The organism is Pseudomonas sp. GLN_2 (assembly GCF_043106005.1).
Taxonomy (GTDB): domain Bacteria; phylum Pseudomonadota; class Gammaproteobacteria; order Pseudomonadales; family Pseudomonadaceae; genus Aquipseudomonas; species Aquipseudomonas alloputida.
Map to the genome: position 1 here is coordinate 152,490 of NZ_JBICMC010000007.1, position 17,124 is coordinate 169,613.

Genomic DNA, 17,124 nt, shown 5'->3' on the forward strand with positions numbered 1-17,124 from the left:
AAAGCACCCTAACCTGCCAGCCATCATTTATATCCGCGCAGGAGACCTGTCATGTCGCCACTCATTCAACTGCTCGCCAGCGCCGTGGCGCTGATGATGGCCATGGGCATCGGTCGTTTCGCCCTCACCCCGCAACTGCCACAACTGATTGCCGAAGGCCAGTTCGACCTGACAGTCGCCGGGCTGGTCGCGGCGGCCAATTACCTGGGCTATTTCGTGGGTGCGGTGGACGCCATGTTCGCCCGCTCGCCAGGCCAGGTACGGCTGCGCCTGCACGGGGGGTTGTGGCTGTGTGTGCTGCTGACCCTGGCCTCCTGGGCTGCCAACGGCTTTTGGGGCCACCTGCTGCTGCGCTTCGGCACAGGCGTGGCCAGCGCCTGGGTGCTGGTGATGATCACCAGCCTCAGCCAGCAAGTAGCCACTGCCCACAACCGCCAGCGCCTGGGAGCGCTGGTTTTCGCCGGACCCGGCCTGGGTATTGCCGTGACCGGGCTACTGGCACTGGCCGCGCATGTGCAGGGGTTGGGCTCGGCTGCACTGTGGCTGATCTATGCCGTGGCTGCCTTGGTGATGCTGCTGGCCGTGCGGCCGTGGTTGCCACGGGCACTGCAAGCGGCACCGGCTCAGCCGCCAGTGCGACAAGGCCCGACGCGCAGTGTCGGCACTGGCCGCCTGGGGTTGGTGTATGGCCTGTATGGCATGGGCTACATCCTGCCGGCCACCTTTCTGTCACAGATGGCCAATCAGCAGTTTCGCGGGCAGTGGCTGGCTGACCTGTTCTGGCCGGCGTTTGGCCTGGCGGCGGCGCTGGGTGTTTTGCTGGTGAGCGTGCGCCGTGGTGGCCGCACCTCGACCTGGTTGACCACCACCCTGTGGTTGCAAGGGCTGGGTGTGCTGGCCTGCCTGATGGGTGGGGGTGTCGGGCTGGCGCTGGGTGTTGCGCTGTGTGGCGGGCCGTTCCTGGCCTGCATGCAACTGGTCATGCAACGCTCGCGCGAGTTGGCGCCACAGGCCACACAGCGCAATGCCGGGCTGCTGACCGCGTGCTTTGCCTTGGGGCAGTTGAGTGGGCCGCTGCTGGCGGCGCTCAGCAGCCATTACAGTGGCGGGCTGCAACCGGCATTGATGCTGGCGGCGGGCGGGTTGGCGGTGGCGGGCGTGCTGGTCCAGTTGCCGGGTAACGCACAGCAGGGAAGCGCCTGTCAGGCCAAGGCTGCATCCTGAGTCGATGTAGCCTGTTCCGGCCGCCCGCGAAGGGGCCGGTACAGGCTATCCATCACCCTACCAACCGCCGCAATTGTTGTTTCACCCAAGGCTCGGCACTTACCAGGATCACACCCAGCAATACCATCAACGCGCCCACCACGAAATTCGCACTGAGCGGCTCATCCAGCAGCAAAACGCCAAAGGTCACCCCAAACAACGGGGTAATGAAGGAAAACACCGCGAGGTTCGACGCCAGGTATTTGCGCAGCAACCAGAACCAGGTGAGGTAGCTGATGAACGACACCACAATCCCCTGGAACAATACACTGCCCATCGCCAGCGGCGTCAGCGACACCGCGCCGATCTGCCCGCTGAGCAGGGCGATCAGCAACAGCCCGGCAAAACCGACCGCCAGCTGATAGAACAGGGTCAAGGTCGCCGGCGCCTCCGATAGCCGTGAACAACGCACCACCACCGTGGTCGCGCCCCAGGCCAGCCCGGCGATCACGCCAAAGGCATCACCCAGCAAGGTGCGGCCGTCCATGTGCTCGAACGACGTGCCACCGGCAAAGGCCATGGCAATGCCGCCGAAGGCCAGCAGAATGCCCAGCCACTGCAGCAGCCGCAAGCGTTCACTGGGTAGACGAAAATGCAGGCCCAAGGCGGTAAATACCGGCGCGGTATAGAGGAACACCGACATGTGCGCCGCCGAGGTCAGTTTCAGCCCTTCGGCAATGAACAGAAACTCCACCCCGAACAGCCCGCCCGCCACCAGCCCTGCGCGCCAGGTGCTACCCACCTGCTCCCAGCCACCCCGCCAGCACAGCATCAGGCCTACCAGCACAGCGGCAATGCCATTGCGCAGTGCTGCCTGCATCACCGGCGCGATGTCGACGGCAGCGGTCTTGATCAATACCTGCTGGCAGCCCCAGATCAGGCAAAGGCCCAGCATTACCTGGAAGGCAAAGGCGTCAGGGTTCTTGCGGACCGCGCTCATAAGCGGGCCTCTGGGGTAATCGTAGGCATGGGCAAGGCTCGGCAGCGTTCAGAAGCTACCGATTATCGGGTTTTGAACGCTGCACTTGCCAGCCTTAAAACGACCTCAAGCAATCTGTGCCTTCGCAGATACCTGTTCGAACGTCGTTTCGTCCAGCGCATCCTCCTGCTCATCCAGCACCTGGCGCGGGTGCTCGAAGCCGGGGATGCTGCTGTCGATCAGGCTCATCAAGCGCGAGCCGCGTTCGGTCAGGACGAAGTTTTCGCCATTGCCGCCGTCCTCTTCAGGCCGGCATTCAATGAATCCGCGCTCAAATAGCAGCTTTTCATACTCGCATGCACGGGTTTTCAGGTGATCCACGTCACCCACTGGCTCACCCTTGGCGGCCAGTGCAGCAGCATGCTGCTCGGCATAAGGGCGGGGCGTGAAGCTGTGACCGGCGCCGTTCTGCACTTCGTGCAGCAAGCGTTCGATCAGGTCCCAGTCGTAGGCGATGCTCATGGCTACGGGCTCCTGCTGTGGACGAAAGGGGTACACAGATTGGGACCTGCCAGGGTTGCCAAGCGTTCAGAAGCGCTTAGCGCTGGCGTTGTTGCGCTTGCATGTACTGGCGCAGCAACTGATTGATGCGGGTCTGGTAGCCGCTGCCCTGCTCCTTGAACCAGGCGAGGACATCTGAGTCCAGTCGAATGGTCACCGTCTGCTTGGCGGGAACGCGCAGCTCGGCCTGGCGGAAAAAGTCCTGGTCCAGTTCAGGGATATCTGATGTGTCGATATCCTTGTCGTCCTGTCGGGCCAGGCGGCTCCAGTCAGTTCTCGATGATTTGGTCATAGTACCTGGCCTCCCGTTTGGTGGCTTTTCTTGCAGAAATGATGCGTATCACCTCACCCCGCCTCTCCGTGTACACGACGACACCTATCAGCGCCTTTAGCCATCCCAGGCTGACCCAACGTTCTTCAGCACATTCCACATCCTCATCACGCCGGATCAGCATGGGATGGTTGAACATGTCAGGAACGTCGGCAAAGTCGATGCCGTGCTTGCGGATATTGCTCTGGTTTTTCCCTTCGTCCCATTCAAAGAACATGGGACGACCTGTATTTACAGCTGTACATACAATACCCCCTCTTTTCCTTCGAGACTAGAGCGATGTAGCGTGCTGCTCAACGGCGCTGGAGGGATACGGGAGCGTTTCAGAAACGGACTACCACCACCAAAGAAATCTTCCATCGGTCGCAAGCCCTGAACTTCCCTGCCCCCACAGCCCTCCACCGGGCATCACCACCGCCGGAGGTTGGAAGGATGAAACCGCTACTGCCCATAGCCTGTGCCGCTGCCCTGCTTTGCGCCCTGCCCGCTTGGGCCTGCACACCTGAAGAAGCAACACAGAAACGTGAGGAGCTGGCCGGGCTGGTTACTCAGTTGACCGAGCAGAACCCGCAAAAGGCCAAGGAGATCAATGATGAGCTTCAGGGGATGGATCTGGGGACGGCGAGCAAGGACTTGCCCGACAAGTGTCAGCTGATCGACCAGCGGATCAAGGAGTTGAAGCAGGCAGAGAAAAAGGCGGAGTGAACGTTCATCGCCTGCGCAAGCCCTTCGCAGATGCGAACTTGCGTCGCTTCTGCAAAGGGCCCTGCGTGAGTCTTATTCAGCAGCAGGCTTGCGCTTCTTCAGCGGTGCCAGGCCATCTGCACTGGCCAGAGGCGCGTTGGCCTTCGGCTTGGCAGTAGGCTTGCGCTTGGCGGCAGCTTTCTTGTCGCCGGTCTTCTTCTCGACCTTTTTCTTCTTGCTACCGGCCGCCTTGCCCGAGGCCTTGACCTTCTTCGGCCCGTTGTAGGTGCCCTTCACTTCCTTGATGACCCGGCGCTCGAACTGCTGCTTGAGGTAGCGCTCGATGCTCGACATCAGGTTCCAGTCGTTGTGGGTGATCAGCGAGATCGCCAGGCCTTCGCCACCGGCACGGCCGGTGCGGCCCACACGGTGGACGTACTCGTCACCGCTGCGTGGCATGTCGAAGTTGATCACCAGGTCCAGGCCGTCGATATCCAGGCCACGGGCTGCCACGTCGGTCGCCACCAGCACTTTGGAGCTGCCCTGCTTGAAGCGCTCGATGGCCAGCTTGCGGTCCTTCTGGTCCTTTTCGCCATGCAGCACGAAGGCCTTCACGTCCTTGGCCACCAGGTGACCGTAGATGCGGTCGGCCATGGCGCGGGTGTTGGTGAAGATGATCGCCTTGTCGAAGGTTTCGTTGGCCAGCAACCACTGCGCGATCTGCTCTTTATGCTGGTCGTGGTCGGCGGTGATGATCTGCTGGCGGGTGCCTTCAGCCAGTTGCGAGACACTGTTGAGCATCAGGTGTTCAGGGTCTTTCAGGACCTTGCCGATGATGTCGCGCAGGGCCGCGCCACCGGTGGTAGCCGAGAACAGCAAGGTCTGCTCGCGGTTTTCGCACTCTTTGCACAGGCGCTCCATGTCTTCGGCAAAGCCCATGTCGAGCATGCGGTCGGCTTCGTCCAGGATCAGGACCTGCACGTGGGACAGGTCGAGGTTGCCGGCATTGAGCTGCTCGAGCAGGCGACCTGGGGTGCCGATCAGCACGTCGGGCACCTTGCGCAGCATGGCAGCCTGTTCCTTGAAGTCTTCGCCGCCAGTCACCAGGCCCGACTTGATGTAGGTGAACTGCGAGAACAGCTGCACCTGCTTGAGGGTTTGCTGGGCCAGTTCACGGGTCGGCAGCAGGATCAACGCGCGAATCTCGACACGCGGACCGCTGAGGTCGACCAGACGGTTGAGCAGTGGCAGTACGAAGGCCGCCGTCTTGCCGCTGCCGGTCTGCGCAGTCACACGCAGATCCCGCCCTTGCAGGGCCAGGGGGATGGCCGCGGCCTGCACCGGGGTTGGCTCGACAAATTTAAGCTCGGCCACGGCTTTAAGCAGGCGTTCATGCAGGGCGAATTGGGAGAACACGGAGGTAACCTCAGACAAGTGCGGGAAATTCAGTTGCATAGGGTAACGTTTTCTGCAGCCTTAGCCGAATTTCTTTTGGCAACTTTGTCGCTATCCGCGCTCTAATACGGCTTCGTTTCGCAACAAGACTGTATGCAAGCCCATGGATATCCAACGAATCTGGCGTGACTCCCTCGACCTGTGGGGCACCCTCGACCAACATCCCATGCTGCACGCTGCCATCGGTCTGGCAGTACTGCTGCTCATCTCCCTGGTAGTCGGCCGCCTGGCGCGCTTCCTGATACTGCACGGCGCGCGCCTGCTGGCCCGCCAGCCTGCGCTGAAGTGGCTGGACGACCTGCGCCACAACAAGGTGTTCCACCGCCTGGCGCAAACAACCCCGTCCCTGGTGCTGCAATTCGGCCTGAAGCTGGTGCCTGAGCTGTCCGACACCGCCCAGCACTTCCTCGGCAATGTCGCCCTGGCCTTTACCCTGCTGTTCATGACCATGGCGCTGTCATGCCTGCTGGATGCCCTGCTCGACATCTATGCCCGTACCGAACATGCCCGCACCCGCTCGATCAAGGGCTACGTGCAACTGGCCAAGATGATGCTGTGGATCTTCGCCTCGATCGTCATCGTCGCTACCCTGATCGACCGCTCGCCGCTGTTGCTGCTGTCCGGCCTGGGTGCGATGTCGGCGGTGCTGCTGTTGGTGTACAAGGACACCCTGCTGTCGTTCGTCGCCAGCGTGCAGTTGACCAGCAACGACATGCTGCATGTGGGTGACTGGATCGAAATGCCGCAGGTAGGCGCCGATGGCGACGTGGTGGACATCACCTTGCACACGGTGAAAGTGCAGAACTTCGACAAGACCATCGTCTCCATCCCCACCTGGCGCCTGATGAGCGAGTCATTCCGCAATTACCGCGGCATGCAGCAGTCCGGTGGCCGGCGCATCAAGCGCAGCCTGTTCATCGACGCCGCCGGCGTGCGCTTCCTCACCCGCGAAGAAGAACAGCGCTTGAGCCAGGTGCAGCTACTGAGTGACTACCTGGCGGGCAAGCGCCAGGAACTGCAAAACTGGAACGAGGCGCTGGGGCCGGTGGCGGACCTGTCAGCCAACCGCCGCAAGCTGACCAACATCGGCACCTTCCGCGCGTTTGCCCTGGCCTATCTGAAGAACCATCCCAACGTGCACCCGAACATGACCTGCATGGTGCGGCAGATGCAGACCACCGCCGAAGGCGTACCGCTGGAGATCTACTGCTTCACCACCACCACGGTGTGGGCGGATTACGAACGCATCCAGGGGGATATCTTCGACTACCTGCTGGCGGTGTTGCCGGAGTTTGGCTTGAGCTTGTACCAGCAGCCCAGTGGTAATGACATGCGGGTGGGTTTGGCGGGGCGTTCAGCCCAAGAGCCATTGCCTCGTCGCCTGGAAGAAATGAGCGAGGCTTGAGATTGCCGGGGCTGCCGTGCAGCCCCCGGATCAAAGGGCGCGTCAGGCCTTGCCGGCCAGCGGTGCCTGTGCGCGCCCACCCAGGCGGCTCAGCCACACCGACGCCAGGATGATCCCCCCGCCGATTAACAGCCGCCCCAGCGGCTCGTGCTGGTTCCAGATCAACAGGTTCAGCAGCAGCCCCACCGGCACATGCAGGTTGTTCATCACCGCCAGCGTACCGCCAGAAACCAGGCATGCACCTTTGTTCCACCAGTACAGCCCCAGCGCCGTCGGACACAGCCCCAGGAACAACAGCACCAGCCATTGCACGTCAGTGCTCGGCAAGTGCTGGGTATTGCCGAACAGCAGGAAGGCCGGCAGCACCACCAGCAAGGCACCGAGGTAGAAGTAACCGAAGCGGGCGTAGTGTGGCAGGTCGCTGGGGTGGCGAGCGACCAGGTGACGGTACAGCACCTGGCCGGCAGCGTAGGTGAAGTTGGCCAGTTGCAGCAGCAGGAAGCCGATGAAAAACTCGCCGCTGATGCTGTCGAAGCGGATCACGGCAGCACCGGCCACGGCGACCAGCGCGGCCACTAGCGCCCAAGCGTTGAAGCGCCGGTTCAGGGCATCTTCGATCAAGGTCACGTGTAGCGGCGTGAGGATCGTGAACAGCAGCACCTCCGGTACGGTGAGCACGCGGAAGCTCAGGTACAGGCAGACATAGGTGATGCCGTACTGCAGCGCGCCAATCAGCAGCATGGAACGCATGAAGCGTGGCTCGACCTGGCGCCAGCGGGTCAGCGGCAGGAACACCAGGCCGGCCAGCAGCACCCTGGCGAGCACTGCGAAATAGCTGTCGACGTGCCCGGCCAGGTACTCGCCGATCAAGCTGAAGGAAAACGCCTGGATCAGCGCGACGATTATCAGATAGCCCATGGTTGCCTCTCGTGAATCAAGGCGGCGACCTTAGCGGGTTGCGGCGAAGAAGTTCAACCATGAGGAATGTAGGGGCTGTACCGGCCTCTTCGCGGGCACGCCCGCTCCCACGGGGACCTGCATATCTTCCGGCGAGCGAATAGGCCGGCACTGACCACCAAAAAACCCCAGGCATAAAAAAGCCCGGCCATACAAGCCGGGCAGGTACACCCAAAGGAGCAAAAACAGGTGTCAGGGTTGGGAATTCGTGAAGCCTCAGGCCACCGCCGCCAGCTTGGCCTTGGCCTGGTTGACGCCCTTCTCGTGGAACTCGCCACTCATGTTCAGGCCTTCGGCATGGATGAAGTCGACATCGTGGATGCCGATGAAAGCCATGACCTGGCGCAGGTACGGTTCCTGATGGTCACTGCTGGCACCCGCATGGATGCCGCCGCGGGCAGTCAGGACGATGGCGCGCTTGCCGGTCAGCAGGCCTTGCGGGCCGGTCGGGGTGTATTTGAAGGTGATGCCGGCACGCAGCACATGGTCCAGCCAGGCTTTCAGGGTGCTGGGGATGGTGAAGTTGTACATGGGCGCAGCCATCACCAGCACGTCGGCAGCCAGCAATTCATCCGTCAGCTCGTTAGAACGGGCCAGGGCCTCCAGTTCGGCGGCGCTGCGCTGTTCTTCGGGTTTCATCCAGCCGCCTAGCAGGTTCGCGTCCAGGTGGGGTACCGGGCTTACTGCCAGGTCGCGCACAGTGATCTGATCGGCCGGGTGGGCAGCCTGCCATTGCTGGATGAAATCCTTGGTCAGCTGACGGGAAACGGAATCCTGCTGGCGGGCGCTGCTTTCGATGATCAGTACACGGGACATGGGGTGCCTCCATCGGCAAAAAAGGGTGCGATTCGATGGAGGTGAGATTAAGGCTTGACCTATCGATAAAAAAGCGTAAAAAGTGGGTCCAATCTATCGATTAATCAGTTTATTCCGCACTGCAGTTCAAGGCGATCCGCAGTTTGATGATTTGCCGATTGAATTTGGCAGTGACATCGACGCTTTTACCTGCCGGTACGTTCACACGGCGTACCCGCGGTGCCTCCGGGCCATTGCGGAAGGTCACCTTGCATGCAGCCGGGACCTGCCCATAGTTGTTGAGGGTGATGGCGCCAATGTCATAGGCCGTGTCATAGGCGGTGTAGTCGAGCTTGACCCCGGTCAGCTCCTTCTCCACATCGATGGGATAAGCCATGGCCCCGAGGGGCAGGCACATCAGTATTGCCGCACAACATTTCTTCATGGGCCGCTCTCCTTGAAAGAGCGCAGCTTAGGACAACAGGAGCGAAAGATGAAAGCGCCGCGCGTAACCCTTGACCAGTGGCGAACCCTGCAAGCAGTGGTCGATCACGGCGGGTTTGCCCAGGCCGCCGAGGCCTTGCACCGCTCGCAGTCATCGGTCAGCTACACCGTGGCCCGCATGCAGGAGCAACTGGGCGTCCCGCTGTTGCGCATCGATGGCCGCAAGGCGGTGTTGACCGAGGCCGGCAATGTGCTGCTGCGCCGCTCGCGCCACCTGGTCAAGCAGGCCAGCCAGCTCGAAGACCTGGCCCACCACATGGAACAGGGCTGGGAAGCCGAGGTGCGCCTGGTGGTCGATGCCGCCTACCCCAGCGCGCGTCTGGTACGCGCGCTGGCTGCGTTCATGCCACAAAGCCGCGGCTGCCGGGTACGCCTGCGTGAAGAAGTGCTGTCTGGCGTGGAGGAAGTGATGCACGAAGGCATCGCCGACCTGGCCATCAGCAGCTACAGCATCGGCGGCTACCTGGGCGCCGAATTGAGCGCAGTGGAGTTCATCGCCGTCGCCCACCCCGAGCACAGCCTGCACCGCCTGGGACGCGAACTGACCTTCCAGGACCTGGAAAGCCAGCTGCAGGTGGTGATCCGCGACTCTGGCCGCGCCCAACCGCGCGACGTCGGCTGGCTGGGCGCCGAGCAGCGCTGGACCGTCGGCAGCCTGGGCACCGCCGCCACCTTCGTCAGCAGCGGCCTGGGTTTTGCCTGGCTGCCCCGTCACATGATCGAGCGCGAACTGCGCGAAGGCGTGCTCAAGCCACTGCCGCTGGATCAGGGTGGCAGCCGCCACCCACTGTTCTACCTTTACTCGAGCAAAGAGAAGACCCTGGGCCCGGCCACGCAGATTCTCATCGACCTGCTGCGCAATTTCGACACCGCGCCACTGGACGTGCCCTTCGCAGCCCCCCCACAAGCCTGAGAGGACCGCGCCCATGGCCTATTTCGAACACGAAGGATGCACGCTGCATTACGAGGAATATGGCCAGGGCGAACCCCTGGTGTTGCTGCACGGCCTGGGCTCCAGCTGCCAGGATTGGGAGTTGCAGGTGCCGCTGTTCAGCCGCCACTACCGGGTGATACTCATGGACATCCGCGGCCACGGTCGCTCCGACAAACCCGCTGACGGTTACCAGATCGCCACCTTCAGTGCCGACCTGCTGGCCCTGCTCGAACACTTGCACACAGGCCCGGTGCACTTCGTCGGCTTGTCCATGGGCGGCATGGTCGGCTTCCAGTTTGCCGTCGACCACCCTCAATGGTTGCGCAGCCTGTGCATCGTCAACAGCGCCCCTGAGGTCAAGCGTCGCACCCGCAGTGACTGGCTATGGTGGTTCAAGCGCTGGAGCCTGGCGCGTGTCCTCAGTGTCGAAACCGTCGGCAAGGGGCTGGCCGAGCGGCTGTTCCCCAAACCACAACAAGCAGACCTGCGGCAGAAGATGGCCCAGCGCTGGGCGCGCAATGACAAACGCGCCTACCTGAAAAGCTTCGACGCCATCGTCGACTGGGGTGTGCAGGAACGCATCGGGCAGATTCACTGTCCTACCCTGGTGATCGCCGCCGACCACGATTACACGCCGATACAACTGAAACAGCGCTATGTCGCCCTCATACCCAACGCCAGGCTGGTCGTCGTCGACGATTCCCGGCACGCTACACCCCTCGATCAACCCGAGGTCTTCAACCAGACCCTGCTGCAGTTCCTCGCAGCCGCTTCCACCTCTCAAGGATCTTTGAGCCCATGCTGAAAAAACTCCTGCTCACCGCCTGCTCGGTCGCCTTTGCCACCAGTGTCATGGCGTCCGACAAGACCCCGCACGTCCTGCTGGACACCAGCTTCGGCCAGGTCGAAATCGAGCTGAACGCCGAGAAGGCACCGCTCAGTACCAAGAACTTCCTGGAGTACGTCGACAGCGGCTTCTACAACAACACCATCTTCCACCGCGTGATCCCGGGGTTCATGGTCCAGGGCGGTGGGTTCACTGACCAGATGGTGCAAAAAGATACCAAGGCCCCGATCAAGAACGAGGCCAGCAACGGCCTGCAGAACACCCGCGGCACCCTGTCGATGGCACGCACGTCCAACCCGAACTCGGCCACCAGCCAGTTCTTCATCAACGTCGCCGACAACGACTTCCTCAACCCAGGTCGCGACGCCGGTTATGCCGTGTTCGGCAAAGTGACCAAAGGCATGGAAGTGGTCGATCAGATCGTCAACTCGCCGACCACCACCAAAAAAGGCATGCGCGACGTACCGGCCGATCCGGTCTATATCAAGTCCGCCAAACGTATCGACTGACCGCAGGCTTCACAAGGATGTGAAACCACCTGAAGGTCGGACGAACAGGAGTGTTGTCGCCCATGCTGTACCGCCGTTTCGAAAGACTGATCGATATTTTCCGCGAGGCACCGAGCGAAGCCCCCCCGAGCACGGTGTGGCCGTTCTACCTGTATTACCTGCGCCAGGTGTGGCCCAGCTTCGTGGCCCTGCTGGTGGTCGGCCTGGTCGCCTCGCTGATCGAGGTGGCAATGTTCAGCTACCTCAGCCGCATCATCGACCTGGCCCAGGGTACGCCCAATGCCAACTTCTTCAGCGAGCACAGCGGCGAGCTGATCTGGATGCTGGTGGTGATTCTGCTGCTGCGGCCATTGTTCTTCGGCCTGCACGACCTGCTGGTGCACCAGACCATCAACCCCGGCATGACCAGCCTGATCCGCTGGCAAAACCATACCTATGTGCTTAAGCAGAGCCTGAACTTCTTTCAGAGCGACTTCGCCGGGCGTATTGCCCAGCGCATCATGCAGACCGGCAACTCGCTGCGCGATTCCGCCGTGCAGGCGGTGGACGCGCTATGGCATGTGCTGATCTACGCCATCACCTCGCTGGTGCTGTTCGCCGAGGCCGACTGGCGCCTGATGCTGCCGCTGCTGGCGTGGATCATCAGCTACATTGCCGCGCTGTTCTACTTCGTGCCACGGGTCAAGGAGCGCTCGGTGGTGTCTTCGGACGCACGTTCCAAGCTGATGGGGCGTATCGTCGACGGCTACACCAACATCGCAACGCTGAAGCTGTTTGCCCATACCGACTACGAACAGCAGTACGCGCGTGAGGCAATCCGCGAGCAGACCGAGAAAACCCAGCTGGCCTCCCGGGTGATCACCAGCATGGACGTGGTCATCACCACCCTCAATGGCCTGCTGGTGGTCGCCACCACCGGCCTTGCCCTGTGGCTGTGGAGCCAATCGCTGATCACCGTGGGTGCCATCGCCCTGGCCACTGGCCTGGTGATCCGCATCGTCAACATGTCGGGCTGGATCATGTGGGTGGTCAACGGCATCTTCGAGAACATCGGCATGGTGCAGGACGGCCTGCAGACCATCGCCCAGCCGGTCACCGTCACCGACCTGCCCAATGCGCCGGCCCTGAAGGTCAGCCGCGGCGCGGTGCGTTTCGATGACGTCGACTTCCATTACGGCAAGGCCACCAATGTCATAGAAGGGCTCAACCTGGACATCCGCCCGGGCGAGAAAATCGGTTTGATCGGCCCGTCCGGGGCAGGCAAGTCGACCCTGGTCAACCTGCTGTTGCGCCTGTACGACGTAAAGGGTGGGCGCATCCTCATCGACGGCCAGGACATTGCCAAGGTGAGCCAGGCCAGCCTGCGTGCACAGATCGGCATGATCACCCAGGATACCTCGCTGCTGCACCGTTCGATCCGCGAAAACCTGCTGTACGGCCGCCCCGGTGCCAGCGATGCAGAACTGCACGAAGCTGTGCGCCGCGCGCGGGCTGACGAGTTCATCCCACAGCTTTCGGATGCCCAGGGCCGCACCGGTTTCGATGCCCATGTGGGCGAACGCGGGGTCAAGCTGTCGGGTGGCCAGCGTCAGCGTATCGCCATTGCACGGGTGCTGCTGAAGAACGCACCGATCCTGATCATGGACGAGGCCACCTCGGCGCTGGATTCGGAAGTGGAAGCGGCGATCCAGGAAAGCCTGGAGACGCTGATGCAGGGCAAGACGGTAATCGCCATTGCCCACCGGCTTTCCACCATTGCCCGTATGGACCGGCTGGTGGTGCTGGACAAGGGGCGAATTGTCGAGAGTGGCAGCCACAGTGAGTTGCTGGAGCAGCAAGGGCTGTATGCCCGGTTGTGGCACCACCAGACCGGAGGTTTTGTCGGGGTCGATTGACACCTGCGCGGCCCTTTCGCGGGTAAATCCGCTCCTACACAGGTTCGCTATCGTTGTAGGAGCGGGTTTACCCGCGAAAAGGCCGGCACAGGCAACACAGATCTCTCAGTCCCGGCGGTAGGGCAACATCCCCCGCGCCTCCTCGGCATACCCCCTGACCCCTTCCCGTTCCTGCAGCAGAAAATCCTCCACCGCCCGCCGCAACCCCGGGTGCAGCAGGTAATGCCACGACCGCGTCAACACCGGCTCGAACCCGCGTATCAATTTGTGCTCGCCCTGCGCCCCGGCATCGAAACGCTGGTAACCCTCGGCAATGGCAAAGTCCATGCCCTGGTAGAAACACGTCTCGAAATGCAGCCGGTCGAACTCATCCAGGCAGCCCCAGTAGCGGCCAAACAGGCTGTCGCCCCCCACCAGGCTCAAGGCCATGGCCACATCTCGACCACCCTGGCGGGCCATCACCACGCGCACCGCCTCGGGCATGCGCTCGGCCAGCAGACTGAAAAATTCGCGCGTCAGGTAGGGGGCACGACGGCGCACCGCATAGGTGTTGGCATAGCACAGAAAGACGAAATCCCACTGTGCCTCGTCCAGTTCATCACCGCGGTACCAGCGGAAGTCGATACCCTGCCCCGCCACCTGCTCGCGCTCCTTGCGCATCTGCTTGCGCTTGCGCGAGCTGAGGCTGTCGAGAAAGTCCTGGAAGTCGCGATACCCCCGGTTTTGCCAGTGAAACTGGCAACCCAGGCGTTCCATCCACCCAGGCAGGCCCGCCAACTGCGCGTCCAGCGCCGGGTCGGTGAAGTTGATGTGCGCTCCGGAAAGCCCACCCTTGCCCAGATACTCCGGCAGGGCCTGCAGCATCAACAAACCGTCAGCCGGATCGGCCGCCAGCAGCCGTGGGCCGCTGACCGGACTGAACGGCACAGCGCCAAGCAGTTTTGGGTAGTAGGCGATACCGGCCCGCTCACACGCATCGGCCCAACCATGATCGAACACATACTCGCCAAAGGAGTGCCACTTGCGGTACGCGGGCAACAGCGCCCGTACCTGTCCGTCACGCTCCAGCACCAGGTGCTCGGCGGCCCAGCCAGTGTTGCGCGCCACGCTGCCGCTGTCCTCCATTGCACTGAGAAAAGCATGGCGCAGGAAGGGTTGGCCGGCTGGCACAAGGGCATCCCAGGTGGCCGTCGGCAGATCACGCAGGTGGGCAAGGCTGTACAGGCTGGTCACGTTTTTGGCTCGCTGTCTGAAGACCGTCAGTATCCCCAAGGAAGGCCCGTCGCTCAAATGACGAACGCCGGGTGGGTCCTTTAATACTCAATTACTTAACAACAGTGCCACTAATCAGACATTAATCTGTCATTGGCCCCCGCAATACTTGCGCCTGTTTTCCGGAACCCTAGAACCTGTCTATTCAGGCCCTTTCCGAAGACATGCCAACGCAGGGGCAGGCGCTTGAGCCTCCCCCATTTTTTTCAGTAGGGAGAACCTTATGCGTCTTGTTTCCACACTTACCGGAGTAAGCCTCACCGGCATGATGCTGGCCCTGAGTGCCCCGGCCAGTGCTGCTGTCGACGCCAAGCTGCTCGAAATGCTCCGCGCCAATGGCTCGATCAACCAGGCGCAGTACAACGAACTGCAGGGCGACCTGGCAAAAGAAACCAAGGAAAAGGCCGACCAGAAAGCTCAGTCCGAACGTATGAGCTCCTTTGAACAAAAAGTGGCATGGGCCGCCAAGACCCAGATCAAGGGTGACGTGCGCCTGCGTTACGAAGACGTCAACGTCGACGATCCGAACAGCAGCAGCGGCAACCAGGACCGCCAGCGAGTACGTGCCCGTGTCGGCTTCTACAGCGAGATCAACCCGCAGGTTGACGCTGGGGTTCGTATCGCCACTGGCAGCAGCGCTGACCGACGTTCGACCAACCAGAGCTTCGACAACTACTTCGACAAGAAGTCGCTGTGGGTCGACCTGGCCTACCTCGACTGGCACCCGACTGCAGTCCCTAACCTGCACCTGATTGGCGGCAAGATGCAACAGCCTTGGGTGAGCATGGGCGACATCATCTGGGATAGCGACATCAACCCGGAAGGTGTGGCGGCCACCTACAAGGCTGATCTGGGCGGGGCCGAAGTGTTTGCCAGCGCCGGTCAGTACACCTTGAAGGACAACGTCGATGGTGACGGCGTCCAGTACAAGCACGACGCACAGGTCTACCACGGCCAGTTGGGCGCCAAGTTCGCGCCGGCCGACGTGCTCAAGCTCACCGTGGGTGCCAGCATCTATGGTTACGACAACGACAAGGAAGCAGCCATCCTGCAGTCGTTCGGCAACACCACCAACGAGTTCAATCTGGTGGAAGGCTTTGGCCAGATCGACTTCACTGGCTTGGCCATTCCGTTGTCGGCCTATGGCCAGTACGTGAAGAACACCGACAGCACCGACGGCGAAGATCAGGCCTGGCTGGCTGGCCTGAAAACCAAAATGGGTGCCTGGAGCCTGGACTACAACTACCGCGATGTGCAGCGTAACGCGGTGGTCAGCCTGTTCACCGATTCGGACTTCGGCAACGGCTACACCGGTTCGCGCGGTCATAAGTTCAAGGTCGGTTACGAAATCGACAAGAACTTCTCCCTGGGTGCTGCCTACCTGATGGCCAAGACCGACCTGTCGCAGCTGCCGAACAGCAATGCTGACGTCGACACCCTGCAGGTAGACCTGGAAGCCAAGTTCTAAGCGACACCCTGCTCTGCTTCACCTGACGCGGGAAACGCCGACCCCATCCGGCGTTTCCCGCTTCTTTTTGCCTGTGTGAAATGCGCCGGCCCCTTCGCGGGCTTGCCCGCTCCCACGGAATCACCACAGACCTTGAGAACTGTGCTGTACCTGTGGGAGCGGGCAAGCCCGCGAAGAGGCCGTAACAGGCGCCTGATGAATCAGCGCTTGCGCAGAATCACGCTACCAATCGAATAACCCGCACCAAACGAGCTCAACACACCCAACGAGCCTTTGGCCAGGTCATCCTGGTACAGGTGGAAGGCAATCACCGACCCCGCCGAACTGGTATTGGCGTAACGGTCCAGAATCACTGGTGCTTCTTCCTCGGCCACTTCACGCCCCACCAGTTTCTTGACGATCAACTGGTTCATGCTGAGGTTGGCCTGGTGCAGCCAGAAGCGCTTCACGTCGCCCGGTTGCAGCCCATTCTCCTGCAGGTGTTCACCGATCAGCTCGGCCACCTTCGGGCACACCTCGCGGAACACCTTGCGGCCTTCCTGGATGAACAGCTTGTCCGCAGCGCCTTCACCCTCTTCCGCCGCACGGTTGAGGAAGCCGAAGTTGTTGCGGATGTTGTTGGAGAACTCAGTCCAGAGCTTGCTGCTGACGATGTCGAACTGGTGAGCCGAAGTGGCTTGGTCGGCACGCTCCAGCAACACGGCGGTGGCGGCATCGCCAAAAATGAAATGGCTGTCACGGTCACGGAAATTGAGGTGGCCGGTGCACACTTCGGGGTTGACCATCAGCACCGCCCGCGCCTGGCCCAGCGCTACGCTGTTGGCGGCGGTCTGGATACCGAAGGTGGCCGACGAGCAGGCCACGTTCATGTCGAAGGCAAAGCCCTGGACACCCAGTGCCTGTTGCACTTCGATGGCGATGGCCGGGTACGGGCGCTGCAAGTTGGAGCAGGCGACGATCACCCCGTCGACATCGGCCGCCGTTCGACCTGCGCGCTCCAGGGCCTGGCGGGCAGCGGCCACGGCCATTTCACACAGCACCGACGGTTCATCGTTGCTGCGCTCAGGCAAGCGCGGCTTCATGCGCTGCGGGTCGAGGATACCGGCCTTGTCCATGACATAGCGGCTCTTGATGCCCGAGGCCTTTTCGATAAACGCCGCGTCGGAGAGCGGCGCCGCCTCGACTTCACCGCGCTCGATGGCGGCAGCGTTGTCCTGGTTGAACTGCTGCGACCAGGCGTTGAAGGAAGCCACCAGCTCTTCGTTGGAAATGCTCTGGGCCGGGGTGTACAGGCCGGTGCCGCTGATCACGACGTTATGCACGGT

The 17,124-nt window shown here is 61.8% G+C and carries 18 protein-coding genes; 8 read left to right on the plus strand and 10 right to left on the minus strand.

Annotated features, from left to right (window positions below):
• The first annotated feature begins 51 nt into the window (after positions 1-51).
• Positions 52-1,224 carry an MFS transporter gene (locus tag ACF8Q6_RS02215; RefSeq protein WP_392494115.1) on the plus strand — a complete coding sequence of 391 codons (1,173 nt, stop codon included), beginning with the start codon at positions 52-54 and terminating at the stop codon, positions 1,222-1,224.
• A 52-nt stretch (positions 1,225-1,276) separates the two neighbouring features.
• Here the strand turns inward: ACF8Q6_RS02215 and ACF8Q6_RS02220 are convergent, their stop codons facing one another.
• The 4 genes from ACF8Q6_RS02220 to ACF8Q6_RS02235 all read right to left on the minus strand — a co-directional run bounded on the left by ACF8Q6_RS02220 (position 1,277) and on the right by ACF8Q6_RS02235 (position 3,291).
• Positions 1,277-2,203 carry a DMT family transporter gene (locus tag ACF8Q6_RS02220; protein WP_076402677.1) on the minus strand — a complete coding sequence of 309 codons (927 nt, stop codon included), beginning with the start codon at positions 2,201-2,203 and terminating at the stop codon, positions 1,277-1,279.
• A gap of 105 nt (positions 2,204-2,308) precedes the next feature.
• Positions 2,309-2,704: a hypothetical protein gene (locus ACF8Q6_RS02225; RefSeq protein ID WP_003254595.1), complete on the minus strand. Its 396-nt coding sequence runs from the start codon at positions 2,702-2,704 to the stop codon at positions 2,309-2,311.
• A gap of 76 nt (positions 2,705-2,780) precedes the next feature.
• On the minus strand, positions 2,781-3,035 hold the full coding sequence (locus ACF8Q6_RS02230; RefSeq protein WP_004576871.1) for a BrnA antitoxin family protein: 255 nt from the start codon (positions 3,033-3,035) through the stop codon (positions 2,781-2,783).
• Positions 3,013-3,291, minus strand: coding sequence for a BrnT family toxin (locus tag ACF8Q6_RS02235; protein ID WP_010955211.1), 279 nt, complete (start codon positions 3,289-3,291; stop codon positions 3,013-3,015). Before ACF8Q6_RS02235 ends, ACF8Q6_RS02230 begins: the two co-directional genes overlap by 23 nt.
• Positions 3,292-3,506: 215 nt before the next feature.
• Here ACF8Q6_RS02235 and ACF8Q6_RS02240 point away from each other — a divergent pair, with 215 nt between their 5' ends.
• Positions 3,507-3,779, plus strand: a complete 273-nt coding sequence (locus tag ACF8Q6_RS02240) for a hypothetical protein (protein ID WP_003254599.1) — start codon at positions 3,507-3,509, stop codon at positions 3,777-3,779.
• Positions 3,780-3,851: 72 nt separating this feature from the next.
• On the opposite strand, the gene ACF8Q6_RS02245 is transcribed toward ACF8Q6_RS02240, so the two are convergent.
• Positions 3,852-5,213: a DEAD/DEAH box helicase gene (locus ACF8Q6_RS02245; RefSeq protein WP_012051553.1), complete on the minus strand. Its 1,362-nt coding sequence runs from the start codon at positions 5,211-5,213 to the stop codon at positions 3,852-3,854.
• Positions 5,214-5,316: 103 nt separating this feature from the next.
• On the opposite strand from ACF8Q6_RS02245, the gene ACF8Q6_RS02250 reads away from it, so the two are divergent.
• Positions 5,317-6,618: a mechanosensitive ion channel family protein gene (locus tag ACF8Q6_RS02250; protein WP_392494114.1), complete on the plus strand. Its 1,302-nt coding sequence runs from the start codon at positions 5,317-5,319 to the stop codon at positions 6,616-6,618.
• A 42-nt stretch (positions 6,619-6,660) separates the two neighbouring features.
• On the opposite strand, the gene ACF8Q6_RS02255 is transcribed toward ACF8Q6_RS02250, so the two are convergent.
• The 3 genes from ACF8Q6_RS02255 to ACF8Q6_RS02265 form a co-directional block, all read right to left on the minus strand.
• Complete coding sequence (locus tag ACF8Q6_RS02255; RefSeq protein WP_064614958.1) at positions 6,661-7,536, minus strand: carboxylate/amino acid/amine transporter; 876 nt, start codon at positions 7,534-7,536, stop codon at positions 6,661-6,663.
• A 255-nt stretch (positions 7,537-7,791) separates the two neighbouring features.
• Positions 7,792-8,391: an FMN-dependent NADH-azoreductase gene (locus ACF8Q6_RS02260; protein ID WP_003254608.1), complete on the minus strand. Its 600-nt coding sequence runs from the start codon at positions 8,389-8,391 to the stop codon at positions 7,792-7,794.
• A 109-nt stretch (positions 8,392-8,500) separates the two neighbouring features.
• Positions 8,501-8,815 (minus strand): hypothetical protein, encoded by a 315-nt coding sequence (locus tag ACF8Q6_RS02265; RefSeq protein ID WP_012051530.1) that lies wholly within the window; start codon positions 8,813-8,815, stop codon positions 8,501-8,503.
• Between the two features lie 48 nt (positions 8,816-8,863).
• On the opposite strand from ACF8Q6_RS02265, the gene ACF8Q6_RS02270 reads away from it, so the two are divergent.
• The 4 genes from ACF8Q6_RS02270 to ACF8Q6_RS02285 all read left to right on the plus strand — a co-directional run bounded on the left by ACF8Q6_RS02270 (position 8,864) and on the right by ACF8Q6_RS02285 (position 13,059).
• Complete coding sequence (locus ACF8Q6_RS02270) at positions 8,864-9,787, plus strand: LysR family transcriptional regulator (protein ID WP_003254610.1); 924 nt, start codon at positions 8,864-8,866, stop codon at positions 9,785-9,787.
• Positions 9,788-9,800: 13 nt separating this feature from the next.
• Positions 9,801-10,613 (plus strand): alpha/beta fold hydrolase, encoded by an 813-nt coding sequence (locus ACF8Q6_RS02275; protein WP_121783036.1) that lies wholly within the window; start codon positions 9,801-9,803, stop codon positions 10,611-10,613.
• Entirely contained in the window at positions 10,607-11,164 is a 558-nt protein-coding gene (locus tag ACF8Q6_RS02280; RefSeq protein WP_392494113.1) for a peptidylprolyl isomerase, read from the plus strand. The genes ACF8Q6_RS02275 and ACF8Q6_RS02280 overlap by 7 nt, the downstream gene beginning before the upstream one ends.
• Positions 11,165-11,226: 62 nt before the next feature.
• A complete protein-coding gene (locus tag ACF8Q6_RS02285) occupies positions 11,227-13,059 on the plus strand; it encodes an ABC transporter ATP-binding protein (RefSeq protein ID WP_392494112.1) in 1,833 nt (610 codons plus the stop codon).
• 105 nt (positions 13,060-13,164) lie between these two features.
• On the opposite strand, the gene ACF8Q6_RS02290 is transcribed toward ACF8Q6_RS02285, so the two are convergent.
• The gene (locus tag ACF8Q6_RS02290; RefSeq protein ID WP_392494111.1) at positions 13,165-14,292 is read right to left on the minus strand and encodes a GNAT family N-acetyltransferase; all 1,128 of its coding nucleotides are present in this window, start codon (positions 14,290-14,292) and stop codon (positions 13,165-13,167) included.
• Positions 14,293-14,554: 262 nt separating this feature from the next.
• Here ACF8Q6_RS02290 and ACF8Q6_RS02295 point away from each other — a divergent pair, with 262 nt between their 5' ends.
• Positions 14,555-15,799, plus strand: coding sequence for a putative porin (locus ACF8Q6_RS02295; protein WP_003254615.1), 1,245 nt, complete (start codon positions 14,555-14,557; stop codon positions 15,797-15,799).
• A gap of 200 nt (positions 15,800-15,999) precedes the next feature.
• Here the strand turns inward: ACF8Q6_RS02295 and ACF8Q6_RS02300 are convergent, their stop codons facing one another.
• Complete coding sequence (locus tag ACF8Q6_RS02300) at positions 16,000-17,121, minus strand: beta-ketoacyl-ACP synthase III (RefSeq protein ID WP_392492748.1); 1,122 nt, start codon at positions 17,119-17,121, stop codon at positions 16,000-16,002.
• Positions 17,122-17,124 lie beyond the last annotated feature (3 nt).

Bases quoted from the DNA above. Each gene is read 5' to 3' on its own strand.
- ACF8Q6_RS02260 (WP_003254608.1), bottom strand. From the start codon at position 8,391: ATGTCCCGTGTACTGATCATCGAAAGCAGCGCCCGCCAGCAGGATTCC.
- ACF8Q6_RS02270 (WP_003254610.1), top strand. From the start codon at position 8,864: ATGAAAGCGCCGCGCGTAACCCTTGACCAGTGGCGAACCCTGCAAGCA.
- ACF8Q6_RS02215 (WP_392494115.1), top strand. From the start codon at position 52: ATGTCGCCACTCATTCAACTGCTCGCCAGCGCCGTGGCGCTGATGATG.
- ACF8Q6_RS02240 (WP_003254599.1), top strand. From the start codon at position 3,507: ATGAAACCGCTACTGCCCATAGCCTGTGCCGCTGCCCTGCTTTGCGCC.
- ACF8Q6_RS02285 (WP_392494112.1), top strand. From the start codon at position 11,227: ATGCTGTACCGCCGTTTCGAAAGACTGATCGATATTTTCCGCGAGGCA.
- ACF8Q6_RS02245 (WP_012051553.1), bottom strand. From the start codon at position 5,213: ATGCAACTGAATTTCCCGCACTTGTCTGAGGTTACCTCCGTGTTCTCC.
- ACF8Q6_RS02275 (WP_121783036.1), top strand. From the start codon at position 9,801: ATGGCCTATTTCGAACACGAAGGATGCACGCTGCATTACGAGGAATAT.
- ACF8Q6_RS02235 (WP_010955211.1), bottom strand. From the start codon at position 3,291: ATGTTCTTTGAATGGGACGAAGGGAAAAACCAGAGCAATATCCGCAAG.
- ACF8Q6_RS02250 (WP_392494114.1), top strand. From the start codon at position 5,317: ATGGATATCCAACGAATCTGGCGTGACTCCCTCGACCTGTGGGGCACC.
- ACF8Q6_RS02295 (WP_003254615.1), top strand. From the start codon at position 14,555: ATGCGTCTTGTTTCCACACTTACCGGAGTAAGCCTCACCGGCATGATG.
- ACF8Q6_RS02225 (WP_003254595.1), bottom strand. From the start codon at position 2,704: ATGAGCATCGCCTACGACTGGGACCTGATCGAACGCTTGCTGCACGAA.
- ACF8Q6_RS02265 (WP_012051530.1), bottom strand. From the start codon at position 8,815: ATGAAGAAATGTTGTGCGGCAATACTGATGTGCCTGCCCCTCGGGGCC.
- ACF8Q6_RS02255 (WP_064614958.1), bottom strand. From the start codon at position 7,536: ATGGGCTATCTGATAATCGTCGCGCTGATCCAGGCGTTTTCCTTCAGC.
- ACF8Q6_RS02280 (WP_392494113.1), top strand. From the start codon at position 10,607: ATGCTGAAAAAACTCCTGCTCACCGCCTGCTCGGTCGCCTTTGCCACC.
- ACF8Q6_RS02230 (WP_004576871.1), bottom strand. From the start codon at position 3,035: ATGACCAAATCATCGAGAACTGACTGGAGCCGCCTGGCCCGACAGGAC.
- ACF8Q6_RS02220 (WP_076402677.1), bottom strand. From the start codon at position 2,203: ATGAGCGCGGTCCGCAAGAACCCTGACGCCTTTGCCTTCCAGGTAATG.